At 67.0% G+C, this 13,436-nt stretch carries 13 protein-coding genes; 8 read left to right on the plus strand and 5 right to left on the minus strand.

The features are described 5' to 3' along the window. Positions 1-10 precede the first annotated feature (10 nt). Together ACXJJ8_RS05200 and ACXJJ8_RS05205 are read left to right on the plus strand one after the other, a co-directional pair. Positions 11-517 (plus strand): hypothetical protein, encoded by a 507-nt coding sequence (locus ACXJJ8_RS05200; protein ID WP_499027356.1) that lies wholly within the window; start codon positions 11-13, stop codon positions 515-517. A gap of 147 nt (positions 518-664) precedes the next feature. Continuing rightward, positions 665-2,893 carry an NADP-dependent isocitrate dehydrogenase gene (locus tag ACXJJ8_RS05205; protein WP_499027358.1) on the plus strand — a complete coding sequence of 743 codons (2,229 nt, stop codon included), beginning with the start codon at positions 665-667 and terminating at the stop codon, positions 2,891-2,893. A 40-nt stretch (positions 2,894-2,933) separates the two neighbouring features. Here the strand turns inward: ACXJJ8_RS05205 and ACXJJ8_RS05210 are convergent, their stop codons facing one another. Continuing rightward, a complete protein-coding gene (locus ACXJJ8_RS05210) occupies positions 2,934-3,170 on the minus strand; it encodes a hypothetical protein (protein ID WP_499027360.1) in 237 nt (78 codons plus the stop codon). A gap of 106 nt (positions 3,171-3,276) precedes the next feature. On the opposite strand from ACXJJ8_RS05210, the gene ACXJJ8_RS05215 reads away from it, so the two are divergent. The 4 genes from ACXJJ8_RS05215 (at position 3,277) to ACXJJ8_RS05230 (ending at position 6,962) form a co-directional block, all read left to right on the plus strand. Next, positions 3,277-4,176 (plus strand): LysR substrate-binding domain-containing protein, encoded by a 900-nt coding sequence (locus ACXJJ8_RS05215; protein WP_499027362.1) that lies wholly within the window; start codon positions 3,277-3,279, stop codon positions 4,174-4,176. Between the two features lie 46 nt (positions 4,177-4,222). Beyond that, a complete protein-coding gene (locus tag ACXJJ8_RS05220) occupies positions 4,223-5,158 on the plus strand; it encodes a class I SAM-dependent methyltransferase (protein ID WP_499027364.1) in 936 nt (311 codons plus the stop codon). Positions 5,159-5,183: 25 nt separating this feature from the next. Further along, positions 5,184-5,723, plus strand: a complete 540-nt coding sequence (locus tag ACXJJ8_RS05225; protein ID WP_499027366.1) for a pseudouridine synthase — start codon at positions 5,184-5,186, stop codon at positions 5,721-5,723. 123 nt (positions 5,724-5,846) lie between these two features. Further along, complete coding sequence (locus ACXJJ8_RS05230) at positions 5,847-6,962, plus strand: hybrid sensor histidine kinase/response regulator (RefSeq protein WP_499027368.1); 1,116 nt, start codon at positions 5,847-5,849, stop codon at positions 6,960-6,962. Between the two features lie 20 nt (positions 6,963-6,982). Here the strand turns inward: ACXJJ8_RS05230 and ACXJJ8_RS05235 are convergent, their stop codons facing one another. After that, positions 6,983-7,345, minus strand: a complete 363-nt coding sequence (locus tag ACXJJ8_RS05235; RefSeq protein WP_499027370.1) for a hypothetical protein — start codon at positions 7,343-7,345, stop codon at positions 6,983-6,985. 85 nt (positions 7,346-7,430) lie between these two features. After that, positions 7,431-9,923 carry an ATP-dependent helicase HrpB gene (hrpB, locus tag ACXJJ8_RS05240; protein ID WP_499027372.1) on the minus strand — a complete coding sequence of 831 codons (2,493 nt, stop codon included), beginning with the start codon at positions 9,921-9,923 and terminating at the stop codon, positions 7,431-7,433. Positions 9,924-9,960: 37 nt separating this feature from the next. On the opposite strand from hrpB, the gene ACXJJ8_RS05245 reads away from it, so the two are divergent. Beyond that, on the plus strand, positions 9,961-10,752 hold the full coding sequence (locus ACXJJ8_RS05245; protein WP_499027374.1) for a TatD family hydrolase: 792 nt from the start codon (positions 9,961-9,963) through the stop codon (positions 10,750-10,752). On the opposite strand, the gene ACXJJ8_RS05250 is transcribed toward ACXJJ8_RS05245, so the two are convergent. Beyond that, complete coding sequence (locus ACXJJ8_RS05250; protein ID WP_499027376.1) at positions 10,749-11,555, minus strand: ABC transporter permease; 807 nt, start codon at positions 11,553-11,555, stop codon at positions 10,749-10,751. The two genes, ACXJJ8_RS05245 and ACXJJ8_RS05250, sit on opposite strands and share 4 nt — an antisense overlap. Continuing rightward, complete coding sequence (locus ACXJJ8_RS05255) at positions 11,552-12,517, minus strand: ABC transporter ATP-binding protein (RefSeq protein WP_499027378.1); 966 nt, start codon at positions 12,515-12,517, stop codon at positions 11,552-11,554. The genes ACXJJ8_RS05250 and ACXJJ8_RS05255 overlap by 4 nt, the downstream gene beginning before the upstream one ends. A gap of 124 nt (positions 12,518-12,641) precedes the next feature. Between ACXJJ8_RS05255 and ACXJJ8_RS05260 the strand changes: the two genes are divergently transcribed. Then, on the plus strand, positions 12,642-13,409 hold the full coding sequence (locus tag ACXJJ8_RS05260; RefSeq protein ID WP_499027380.1) for a ferredoxin--NADP reductase: 768 nt from the start codon (positions 12,642-12,644) through the stop codon (positions 13,407-13,409). The last annotated feature ends 27 nt before the right edge of the window (positions 13,410-13,436 follow it).

The raw sequence follows: 13,436 nt of genomic DNA on the forward strand, positions 1-13,436 counted from the left end.
GAGCTCCCCCATGAACCGCAATCGCGTCCTGCTTCCGCTCGCCGCCGCCCTGCTCGCCACCCTCGCCCTCGCCGGCTGCAAGAAGAAAGAAGCCTACGAAACGCCGAGCACCAACGCGCCGGCGCCGGCCGCCACGCTGCCGGCGCCCGCTCCGGCGCCGACGGCGTCCGCCGCCACCGCGAGCGTCACGTCCGTCGATCTCGGCAAGGCCGCCGGCGCCGACATGAAGATCGCTGCGCCGATGACCACCTTCGCGACGAAGGACAAGATCATTGCCGCCGTCGGCACGCACGTCGCCGATGCGACCGCCACCGTGCCGGCGAAGGTCGGCGCGAAATGGACGCATGTCGACAGCAGCCAGACCGTCAACGAAGAAGCCCGCGACGTCCAGCTCAAGGGCGACCAGACCTGGGACTTCGAGATCACCAACAGCAATCCCTGGCCGACCGGGAAGTACCGCGTCGAAATCATGCTCGACGGTAAGGTCGTGCAGTCGCGCGACTTTGAAGTGAAGTAAGCGGCCGCAACCGGAAACCCGAAGGGCGCGGCCTCGCGGTCGCGCCCTTCTTTTTTGCCCGCAGTAGCCCCCGCGCGCCGGAACCGCGAAAATGGCGGACCCCGGCGCCGTCCGATCGCGCCGCCTCCTCCTTTCCCGAGCGCGCGCATGTCGACTCCGCCGAAGATCCTCTACACCCTCACCGACGAAGCGCCGTTCCTGGCGACGCAGTCGTTCCTGCCCATCGTCTCGGCGTTTACGAAGCCCGCAGGCATCGCCGTGGAAACGCGCGACATCTCGCTGGCCGCGCGCATCGTTTCGCAATTCGGCGACATGCTCGACGCTGCGCACCAGATGCCCGACGACCTGTCCGAGCTCGGCCAGCTCGCCACGACGCCCGAAGCGAACATCATCAAGCTGCCGAACATCAGCGCGTCGGTGCCGCAGCTCAAAGCCGCGATCCGGGAACTGCGGCAACAGGGTTACAAGCTGCCGAACTATCCCGACGAACCGAAGGACGATCGCGAAGCCGACATCAAGTCGCGCTACGACCGCGCCAAGGGCAGCGCCGTGAACCCCGTGTTGCGCGAAGGCAATTCCGATCGCCGCGCGCCGTTGTCGGTGAAGCAGTACGCGCGCAAGCATCCGCATCGCATGGGCGCGTGGTCGAAGGACTCGAAGACGCACGTCGCGCAGATGGAGGCCGGCGATTTCTACGGCAGCGAACGCTCGGCGACGATGGGCGCGGCCACGACGCTCAAGATCGAATTCATCGGCACGGACGGCACGACGCAAGTCCTCAAGCCGTCGGTCAAGGTGCTGGCCGGCGAGATCGTCGATGCCGCGGTGATGAACGTGAAGTCGCTGTCGCGCTTCGTCGACGCGCAAATCGAGGACGCCAAGGCGCAGGGCGTGCTGTTCTCGCTGCACCTGAAGGCCACGATGATGAAGGTGTCCGACCCCATCATGTTCGGCGTGGTGGTCGAACGGTTCTATCGCGACGTGCTGGCGCGCCATGAAGACGCGCTACTCCAGGTGGGCTTCGAGGCGAACAACGGCATCGGCGATCTGTACGCGCACCTGTCGGCGTTGCCGGAAGACCTGCGCGCGACCATCGAAGCCGACATCGCGGCCGAATACGCGCTGCGCCCGGGCGTGGCGATGGTGAACTCCGACAAGGGCATCACCAACCTGCACGTGCCGAGCGACGTCATCGTCGATGCATCGATGCCTGCGATGATCCGCGACTCCGGCCGCATGTGGAACGCGAAGGGCGAACTGCAGGACACCAAGGCGCTGATTCCCGACCGTTGCTATGCGGGCATCTACCAGGTCGTCATCGACGACTGCAAGGCCAATGGGGCCTTCGATCCGGCAACGATGGGCAGCGTGCCCAACGTCGGCCTGATGGCGCAGAAGGCCGAGGAATACGGTTCGCACGACAAGACTTTCCATCTCGAACACGACGGCGTGGTGCGCGTGACCGATGGCGACGGCAATGTCGTGCTCGAGCACAACGTCGAAGCCGGCGACATCTGGCGCATGTGCCAGACCAAGGACGCGCCGATCCGCGATTGGGTGAAGCTCGCCGTTTCGCGGGCGCGCCTGTCGCACACGCCGGCGGTGTTCTGGCTGGATGCGCAGCGCGCGCACGACGCGCAGGTGCTGAAAAAGGTTTCGACGTACCTGAAGGATCACGACACCGATGGCCTGGACATCCAGGTGCTCGCACCGGTCGAGGCGATGGGCCATGCGCTCGCGCGCATCCGCCGCGGCGAGGACACGATCTCCGTCACCGGCAACGTGCTGCGCGATTATCTGACCGACCTGTTCCCCATCATGGAACTGGGCACGTCGGCGAAGATGCTTTCGATCGTGCCGCTGATGGCGGGCGGTGGGTTGTTCGAAACCGGCGCGGGCGGGTCTGCGCCGAAGCACGTGCAGCAGTTCGTCGGCGAGGATTACCTGCGATGGGATTCGCTGGGCGAATTCCTCGCGCTGGCCGCGTCCCTCGAACATCTCGCCGAGCGATACGGCAATCCGCAGGCGCAGGTGCTGGCCGATGCGCTGGATGCGGCGAACGCGAAATTCCTGGATGAAAACAAGTCGCCGGGCCGCAAGCTCGGCACGCTCGACAACCGCGGCAGCCACTTCTACCTGGCGATGTATTGGGCGCAGGCGCTCGCCGCGCAGGACATCGACCCAGGCCTGAAGGCGAAATTCGCCCCGCTGGCGAAGGCACTGACGGAGAACGAATCGAAGATCGTCGAAGAACTCAACGCCGTGCAGGGCAAGCCCGTCGACATCGGCGGGTATTACCACCCGGACCTTGCCAAGCTCGCGAAGGCCATGCGGCCGAGCGCGACGTTGAACGCCGCGCTCGAGACCTTGCACTGACCGGGCGGCCCTCCCCTGGTGGACAGGGGAGGGCATCCACTCAGCAGTGCGCGATGCCGATCTTTTCGGGGGAGACGATCGCGTCGTTCGGCTGGTGCGGGTCGATCGGGTCCTGGCCGCCCAGCAGCAGGAACGAGTCGAACCAGCGGGAGCGGTGGTCGTCGGCCTTGTGCGGGACCGGCGTCTGGCCGGTGATTTCGTCCTCGATGCCACCGTCGACCAGGTGGCCCTGCAGCGACAGCAGATCCTTGTAAAGCCGGGTGGTTGCGGTACGCATGACCGTGCTCCGTGATTGAGTGGAATGAAAGATAGGCGCATGCTTGGGCGCTGAAAATCGCAAGTTTCGACACCTTGCCTTCGATTCCATTCAAGTCGGAGCCGCCGTGAGCAAGCCCCCGCTGCATGCCCTCCAGGGCTTCGTCGCCACCGCGCGCCAGGGCAATCTGTCCCGCGCGGCCGAGTCGATGCACCTGACCATCAGCGCGCTGAGCCATCAGATCCGCGGGCTCGAGGAGCGGCTGGGGCAACGGTTGTTCGTGCGCAATCCGCGCGGGGTCACCCTGACCGCCGACGGGCAGCGGCTCTTCGATCGCGTGGCCGATCACCTGGATGCGATCGAACACGCGCTGCGCCCGTTCGGCATGCGACGCGACGACGTGCTGACGCTCACGCTGATGCCCTCGTTCGCGACAAGTTGGCTGGTGCCGCGCCTGCCGCGCTTCGTCGCCGCGCATCCGCAACTGGAAATCCACCTGCAGTCGACGATCAACGTCGTCGACTTCGAACGCGACACCGACCTCGACGCCGGCCTGCGCTACGGCCCCGGGCATTGGCCCGGGCTGGAAGCGGTCCATCTGTTCGACGACTGGCTCACGCCGATGGCGAGCCCGGCGCTGCTCGAACGACTCGGGCGCCCGACGCTCGGAAACCTCGGCGACTTCCCCTTGCTCGGTGCGCCGGGCGGGCGATGGACCGAATGGTTCAAGCGTTTCGGCGGACAGGTGCCGAAGCGTTACGTCGCGAACTTCGACGACTCCGAAACCCTGCACCGCGCCGCCGTCGAAGGCATGGGCATCGTGCTCGGCCGGCTCACGCTGGCCTGGCCGCTGATCGATGCGGGCCGCCTCACCCAGTTGTTCGACCAGCGGCTCAAGGCGGATTTCAGCCATTACCTGGTGTTCCCGCCGCGGTCCGGATCGCATGGCGGGCTCTCGCAATTCCGCGAATGGGTGCTCGACGAAGCCGCGCGTTACACCGCCGCCCAGGGCCGCGCGCAATCCTGAGGCAAGCGGCGTTACCCTGACGCCCCCTTCCGACGGAGTCGCCACGATGGATCGCAAGCTCGCCGTTCGCCCCCTGGTCGCCTGCCTGATGCTGACCGTGCTCGCCGCCTGTGCGTCGACGAACAGCGGCGACGACGCCGCCTCGCAGGCAGACGCCGCCGCAACGTCCAGTGCATCGGCCGACAACGGCGCGGCCTCCGCCAGCGCTTCGTCCTCGATGGTGAGCAACGGCACGGGCGCCGCGCTCGACACCGTGCTCGCCGGCGATTGGCGCACGCCCAAGTGGGTCGCGCGCGACCCGTACCGCCATCCGAAGGAAACGCTGTCCTTCTTCCTGCTCAAGCCCGACCAGACGGTCATCGAGATCACGCCCGGCGGCGGTTGGTGGACCGAAATCCTGGCGCCCTACCTGCGCGAGAACGGCAAGTACATCGCCGCCACGTGGGACGACAACATCAAGGGCCAGCCCGGCTATCGCTACAACCTCAACAAGCAACTGCGCGCGAAGATCGCGAGCAACGCCGCGCTTTACGACAAGGCCGAAGTGCGCATCTTCGACGCGAAGAAGCCGGACTTCGGCCCGCCGGCTTCGGCCGACGTCGTGCTGACCTTCCGCAACGCCCACAACTGGGTGGAAGACGGCAATGCGGCGGATTACTTCCGCGCCTTCTACGCCGTGCTCAAGCCGGGCGGCACGCTCGGCTTCGAAGACCATCGCGCCAAGCCGGGCACCGACCTGCAGAAGCAGATCAAGACCGGCTACCTCACCGAGGAACTGGTGAAGAAGTACGCGCAGGATGCCGGCTTCGTGGTCGATGGGCAGAGCGAGGTCAACGCGAACGCGAAGGACACGACCGACCACCCGAACGGCGTGTGGACGCTGCCGCCGACCAACCAGCACGACAAGGCGGACGACGCGAAGTACCAGGCGATCGGCGAAAGCGATCGCATGACGCTGCGCTTCAAGAAGCCCGCCGGTTGATCTCGCCGGGCCGCGCCGCCGCACGATGTTGATCGCGTTCAACAAGCCCTTCGGGGTCTTGTCGCAGTTCACCGATCGCAGCGTGCCGCCGCGGCCCACGCTCGCCGCGTTCGGCCTGCCGCCCGATGTCTATGCGGCGGGCCGGCTCGACGCCGATTCCGAAGGCCTGCTGTTGCTGACCGACGACGGCCCGCTCGCGCATCGGCTCAGCGACCCGCGGCACAAACAGGCCAAGACGTATTGGGTGCAGGTCGAAGGCCTGCCGGGTGAAGCCGCGCTCGCGGGGTTGCGTGCGGGTGTCGACTTGAACGACGGCATGACCTTGCCCGCCGACGTCCGCGTGATCGCGCCGCCCGCGCTCTGGCCCCGCGATCCGCCGGTGCGCTTCCGCAAGACGGTGCCCGATGCCTGGATCGAACTGGCCATCACCGAAGGCCGCAATCGCCAGGTGCGCCGGATGACCGCGGCCGTGGGCCTTCCGACGTTACGCCTGGTCAGGGTGGGGATCGGGCAGCACCGGGTCGACGGGCTGGCACCGGGTGCGTGGAAACACATCGGGGACTGAATCATTCAGTCCATGTGGCTATTCTGGAAGCGACCGCACGGACTTTCTGATAACTTCCCTGTCCCGTTCAGGTTTCGCAACGAGACGGATCTCTGTTGCAAAAACCTGGCTGAAGGAAGCTGCATGCCAGAGACGCCCACCCCAACCGCTGGCCGGATCCTGGTCGTCGACGACCAGCCCGCCAACCTGCGCGTCGTCAGCACGCTGCTGTCGCGCAACGGTTACGAGGTGGTGCCGGCCGGTACCGGCCCGGAGGCGCTCGATTACGCGCTGGCGGCCACCCCGGACCTGTTGCTCCTCGACATGCTCATGCCGGGGATGGACGGGTTCCAGTTGCTCGCGCAGATGCGGCACCACCCGTCGCTGCAGGACATGCCGGTGATCTTCCTCACCGCCGCGCAGGATCGCGAATTGTTGCTGCGCGCCTTCGACAGCGGCGCGGTCGACTACGTCACCAAGCCGTTCATTCCCGAGGAACTGCTGGCGCGCGTCAGTGCGCACGTGGCGTTGAAGCAGGCGCGCGACCGCCTCGAACGCGTCGCGCGCGAACGCCAGGAGCTGGTGAACCTCGTCGCGCACGATCTCAAGAATCCGCTGAGCAGCGTGTTGTTCGCGAGCGACATCCTCATGCAGGACGGTTGCCGCCCCGAGCGCATTCCGCGTTACCTGCAGATGATCCACGAAAGCGCGCACGACGCGATCGGTTACATCCGGCGTTACCTCGAAGGCCAGGAACGCATCGCGGCCGCCAGCGGTGGCGAAGCGCACACGCATCCGGCCGCGTTGCAGGAAACGATCGAATGGCTGGCGCAGCGCTACGAGCTGCAGCTGGAAAGCCGTGGCATGCACTTGCAAGTGTTCGTGCCCGAGCCGTGCGGCATCGTCGCGATCGATCGGCGCGTGCTGCGCCAGGTCGCGGAAAACCTGATCACCAACGCGATGAAATACGCCGCCGAGGGCAATGAACTCGCGTTGGAAGTCGCGAAGTCGACCAACGCCGGTTACTGGCAGTTGCGCGTGCTGGATCGCGGCGGCGGCGTGCCGCCGGAAAAGCGTCGGGATCTGTTCAAACCCTTCATGCGCCTGAGTGGGCGCGAAGACGGGCTGTCGAGCGGCCTGGGGCTTTCGCTCGCGCGGCAGATCATCGTCAACGCCGGCGGCGATCTCTGGTACGAAGATCGCGATGGCGGCGGGGCGGTGTTCGTGATCGAACTGCCCGCCGCGCTCGTGATCGACTGACGCGCTGCTCCAATCGAGCGTTATTCGGACGCGGCCTGCGTCGCGCGCGTGCTCTTGCGCGCAGTGCGCTTGGTCGCCCGCTTGGCCGGCACGCGACGCGCGCTGCCTTCGATGGGTTCGCGGCCATCGCCGTCCTGCGCCTGCTTCGCTTTCTTGCGGGCGAGATACCACAGGGCGCCCGCACCGACGACGGTCGCAACGGCCACCACCGGGTAGCGGCGAACAAATTTCATCGCGACGCGCCCGCCCGTCTTGACCGCGCCGATCTTGACGCCTGCATCGAGCCATTGACCCGCGCGCGGCACGAATTCCATCACTTCGCCGCCCAGTTTGCCGGCAAGGTCCATCGCGCGTTCGGGCAAAGCGATCAGCTTGGTGTTCATCGTTGCAGGCTCCCGTGGGGCGAATCGTTGGCTCGGCAGTCTCGGCGGGCCTGCGTTGAGCGTGCGTGATCGCGGGCGGACGCGTTCAGGTGCCGCGCGGTTTGGCCCGATGCGTCGCCGTCGCCGACCACGGATCGTCGGGCCAGGGGTGGCGCGGGTACCGACCCTTCATTTCCTTGCGCACGTCGGGGTAGGTGCGTTCCCAGAAACCCTTGAGGTCCTGGGTGACCTGCAACGCCCGGCCGCCGGGCGAGAGCAGGTGCAAGGTGAGCGGTACGCGGCCCTCGACGATGCGTGGCGTGTCCGACATGCCGAACAGTTCCTGCAACTTCACCGCGAGCACCGGTGGGCGCACGCCATCGTGGTCGTCGACGGCGTACTCGATGCGTCGCTCCATCCCCGAGGGAACGACGATCCGCGTCGGCGCGAGGGCGTCGATGCGGCGCCGGAGATTCCAGTCGACGGTCTGGTGCAGCGCGTTCGAAAGCTCGGCGGCATCGAGGGCCTCCAGCCGCGTCTTGCCTTCGAAGGCGGGACGCAACCAGGTGTCGAGCGTGTCGATGAGCGCGGCGTCGGACAGATCCGGGAAGCCCTCGTCCGGCGCCCATTCGCGCAAGGCCCGAACGCGCGCACGCCACTGTTGCAGCGTTTCGCTCCACGGGAGTGCATCGAGCCCGAGCGCGCGCACGGCGTCGGTGAGGGCGCGGGCGGCTTGCGCGGGATCGACGCGGCCCGCGGGTTTCGATTCGAGCACGATGCCGTCGAAACGCCGTTCGCGTTGCGCGACGAGCGCACGGCGCGCATCGTCCCATCGCACCGTGTCTTCCTCGATGAAGCGCTTCGGGAACTCCCGTCGCAGCGCGGCTTCGTCGACGGGCGCGCCGCGCAGGAGCAAGGCGTCCTTCGCTTCGTGGCGCAATTCGCTCGCGACGATCCAGGGCTCGCCGAACAAGGCGCTGTCGTCGAACAACGTGGCCATGCGGCCGTTCGCGAGTTGGTAACGGCGCGGTTGCGTCGGATGCTGGTGCGCGATGCGATCGGGGAATGCATGCGCGAGCAGATCCCCGATGCGATGCGCGTCGATCGAGCGCGGCGGTTGCGCATCGACCTTCAATCGCCGACGCCATTGTTTCGCGGCGGCATCGAGTGCGGCGAAGCCCGCGCGGCTTCCGCCCGGGTCGTGGCCGGCGCGAAACGCCGCCAGCGCACGCCAACGTTCGGCGAGCGCGTCGCTGCGGGAACGCAGGGGGTCGCGCGCTTCGATCAACGCTGCCAGATCGCAGGCGAGTGCGCGGTCTTCGTCGCGTGTCGGCGCGAGGAGCATCGCCGCCAGGCGTGGATGCGTGCCGAGTGCAAGCATGCGCCGGCCGAGCGGGGTGATCGCATCGATGTCGAGCGCGCCCAGGCGACGCAACAAATCGCGTGCGGCACCGAGCGCGCCGGCGGGCGGTGCGTCGACGAACGCGAGGGCATCGCTGCCCCACGCGGCGAGTTCGAGGGCAAGTGATGCGAGCTCGACTTGTGCGATCTCGGGGCGACGCTGCGGTTCGAGGCGCTGCGATTGCGGCCAGAGCCTGTACGCCCAACCTTCGGCGACGCGGCCCGCGCGCCCCGCGCGCTGGTCCGCCGAGGCTTGCGCGATCGACACGACGTCAAGGCGCGCGAAACCGGAGTTGGGGTCGTAGCGCGGTTCGCGGGCCAGGCCGCTGTCGATGACGATGCGCACGCCGGGCAGCGTGACGCTGGATTCGGCGACGTTGGTGGAGAGCACAATGCGCCGCCGATCGCCGGGCGCCAGCACGCGCGCCTGTTGTTCGACAGGCAACTCGCCGTGCAGGGCGAGCACGTCGATGTCGCGCAATGCATCGCTTCCCGCGATGGCCGCATCGACCTGCGCGATTTCGCGCTGGCCGGGGAGGAACACCAGGACATCACCCGGATGTTGCGCAATGGCTTGTTCGATCGCACGGCGCGTTTGCGGAACGAGCGCTTCATCGCGACGCGCGGGGAAGTGCGCGATGTCGACGGCGTAGGCACGTCCTGCGCTCGAAAGCCGCGGCGCGTCGAGGAAACGTGCGAGGCGTTCACCGTCGAGCGTCGCCGACATCACGACGATGCGCAGGTCTTCGCGAAGCCCCGACTGCACGTCGAGCGCGAGTGCGAGCCCGAGATCGCCGGCGAGGTGGCGTTCGTGGAATTCGTCGAACAGCAACGCACCGACGCCTTCGAGCATCGGATCGTCCTGCAGCATGCGGGTGAGGATGCCTTCGGTGACGACCTCCACGCGCGTGCGCGCCGAGACTTTGCTTTCGAAGCGGATCCGGTAGCCGACGGTCTCGCCCGGCGCTTCGCCGAGTTGCTTCGCCATGAAGCCGGCTGCGGCGCGCGCGGCCACGCGGCGGGGTTCGAGCATCACGATCCTGCGGCCGCCGAGCCAGGGTGCATCGAGCAGCGCGAGCGGCACCTGCGTGGTCTTGCCCGCGCCTGGCGGCGCTTCGAGCACGAGCCGCGGATGCGCGGCGAGGCTCGCGCGGATCTGCGGGAGCAACGGGGCGATGGGGAAGTCGATGGCGCGCACGCGGGAAGTCTACGGTGCCGGCCGGTAAACTGCGGCCATGCTCATCGACATCGGCGCCAATCTCACCCACGACAGCTTCGACCACGACCGTGACGCCGTGCTGCAACGCGCGCGCGATGCGGGCGTGGGCCGCATGATCGTCACCGGCGCGAGCCGCGCGCATTCGCCCATGGCCGCGGAACTCGCGCGTGCGCATCCGGGCGAACTGTTCGCCACCGCGGGCGTGCACCCGCATCACGCCATCGAATACACCGCAGAGTGCGACGCAGAAATGCGTGCGTTGCAGGCGCTGCCGGAAGTGGTGGCCGTCGGCGAGTGCGGGCTGGATTACTTCCGCGATTTCTCGCCGCGACCGGCGCAACGGCGCGCGTTCGAGATGCAGCTGCAGATCGCCGCCGATACGGGCAAACCTGTGTTCCTGCACCAGCGCGAGGCGCATGCGGACTTCATGGCGATCATGCAGCAGTTCGACGGCAAGCTCGGTCCGTCGGTCGTCCATTGCTTCACGGGGACGCGCGAGGAATTGTTCGATTACCTCGACCAGGACTGGTCCGTCGGCATCACCGGCTGGCTGTGCGACGAGCGCCGCGGCCTGCACCTGCGCGAACTCGTGAAGAACATCCCCGGCAACCGGCTGATGATCGAAACCGACGCCCCGTACCTGCTGCCGCGCACGGTGAAACCGCAGCCTTCGCACCGGCGCAACGAGCCGATGTATCTCGCGCACATCGTGGAAGAACTCGCGCGCGATCGCGGCGAAGCCGTGGCCGATGTCGCGGCCGCCACGACGGCGGCCGCGATCGCGTTCTTCCGGTTACCGCCGGGCTAGCTGCGCAATCCCACGCCGCGCTTGAGCAGGAACAGGCCGAGCGCCGTCAGCACGGCCACGAAGCCGAGCATCAGCGAATACGCCACCCACAACGGCACGTCGCTCACGCCCAGCAGGCCGTAGCGGAACGCGTTGACCATGTAGAAGATCGGGTTGAGGTGCGTGGCGGTTTCGGCCCAGCCCGGCAGCAGCTTGGTCGAATAGAACACGCCGCCCAGGTAGGTCAGCGGCGTGAGGATGAAGGTGGGGACGATCGCGATGTCGTCGAATTTCTTGGCGTATACCGCGTTGACGAAACCGGCGAGCGAGAAGATCGTCGCGCCGAGCAGCACGGTCGTCAGCGTGACAAGCGGGTGGTGCATGCGCACGGGCGTGAAGAACATCGAGATGCACAGGACGATGACGCCGACCAGCAGGCCGCGCAGCACCGCGCCGGCGACGTAGCCGCCGAGGATCACGTAGTTCGGCATCGGGCTGACCAGCAACTCTTCGACGTGGCGGCCGAATTTCGCGCCGAAGAACGACGAGGAGATGTTGCCGTAGCTGTTCTGGATCACGCTCATCATGACCAGGCCGGGCACGATGAAGTCCATGTATTTCAGGCCATCCATCATGCCGACGCGCGAACCGATCAGCCCACCGAAGATCAGGAAGTAGAGCGTCATCGTGATCGCCGGCGGTACCAGCGTCTGCGCCCAGATGCGCAGGATGCGCGTCACTTCGCGGCGCACGATGGTGCCGAGCGCGACCCAGTTGCGGCGCGCGTTGGACGTGGTGGGCTGCGTTGCGGCGATGGTGTTCACTGGGTTTCCTTCGACTGCGCGTCTTTTGAAGTCAGTCGCACGAACAATTCTTCGAGGCGGTTGGACTTGGTGCGCATCGAACGCACGCGGATGCCGCCATCGTTGAGTGCGGCGAACACACGGTTGAGGTCCATCGCGCGCGGCATTTCCAGGTCGATGGTGTGATCGTCGACCGGCGCAAGCGTCGTGCCCTCGATCTCGGGGAGCGCCGCCGGAATGCTGCCCTCGATATCCAGCAGGAAACCTTCGACGTCGAGCTTGGCGAGCAGCGCCTTCATCGGGCCCTGCTGGACGATGACGCCCTTGTCGATGATGGCCAGGTGCTTGCAGAGATTCTCGGCTTCCTCGAGGTAATGCGTGGTGAGGATGATCGTCGTGCCCGACGCGTTGATTTCGCGCAGCGTCTTCCACATGCCGCGGCGGATCTCGATGTCGACGCCCGCGGTGGGCTCGTCGAGGATCAGCAGGCGCGGGCGCACCATCATCGCGCGCGAGATCATCAGGCGGCGCTTCATGCCGCCCGACAGCGTGCGCGACATCACTTGCGCCTTGTCCCACAACTGCGCGCGCTTGAGTTCTTCCTCCGCGCGCACCATCGCCTCGTCGCGCGGGATCCCGTAGAACCCGGCGTAGTTGCACAGGATGTCGAAGGGTTTTTCGAAGAGGTTGAAGTTGATTTCCTGCGGCACCAGGCCGACTAGGCGCATCGCATCGCTTCGGTTGCGCGCGATGTCGACGCCGAAGACCTCCACCTCGCCCGCGGTCTTGTTCACCAGCGAGCTGACGATGCCGATCAGCGTGGACTTGCCCGCGCCGTTGGGGCCGAGCAGGGCGAAGAAATCCCCCGGGCGCACGTCCAGCGAGACGCCCTTGAGCGCCTGCACACCGGTGTCGTAAGTCTTGCGGAGGTCGCGGACGCTGAGCGCGGGCGCGAGGGCTTGGGGCATGGCGTCGGGGGACATCAAGAAGGCCGCCGGAGCGTGAAGGAAGGAGGGCCACGCGGCAGGCGCCGCGGCGAAGCCGTTAGTATAGGCGGCCCCGTGTCGCGCCCGGCGCCACGGTCTGTTGCACAAAGAATCCCACGCCTTGGCCATCATCCATTTCCCGCTCAAGCTCACCGCGCGCCGCATGCTGGCGCCGACGGTCGCGCACCTGTCCTTCGTCCGCGACGACGGCCAACCCCTGGATTTCATCCCGGGCCAGTTCGTCCAGGTGCACTTCCATTACGCCGACGGCACGGGGACCAAGCGCAGCTATTCGCTCGCCACCATCCACGACCACGCGATGGGTGCGGGCGAAGCGGTGGAGATCGCGGTCAGCTACGTGGCGGGCGGCGCGGCGACGGCCTTGTTCGAAGGCCTGGACATCGGTGGCACGGTCGACGCCAGCGGCCCCTATGGCCGCTTCTGCCTGATGCCGGCCGATGCGAACCAGCGCTACCTGCTGATCGGGACGGGCACGGGCGTGACGCCGTATCGCGCCATGCTGCCGCAGCTCGAACAGCTCATCGCGCAGCGCGGGATCAAGGTGGTGCTGCTGTTCGGCGCACGCACGCCGGTGGAGCTGTTGTACGGCGAGGAGTTCCGCGCCTTCGCCAGCAAGCATCCTGAACATTTCCGCTTCGTGCCGTGCTTCTCGCGCGAACTGCCCGCGGCCGATTCGCCGCAGGCCCACGCCGACGTGCGCCATGGCTACGTGCAGCAATTCCTGCAGGAATTCGCGCCCGACGCAGGCAACGACATCGCCTACCTGTGCGGCAACCCGAACATGGTCGATGCCTGCTTCGAGACGCTGAAGGGGGCCGGCCTGCCTGTACCGCAGATCCGCCGCGAGAAGTACGTCAGCAGCAAGTAACGCCATCGGTCACGTTCCGCCCCGGCC

The organism is Lysobacter sp. P5_C4 (assembly GCF_054049695.1).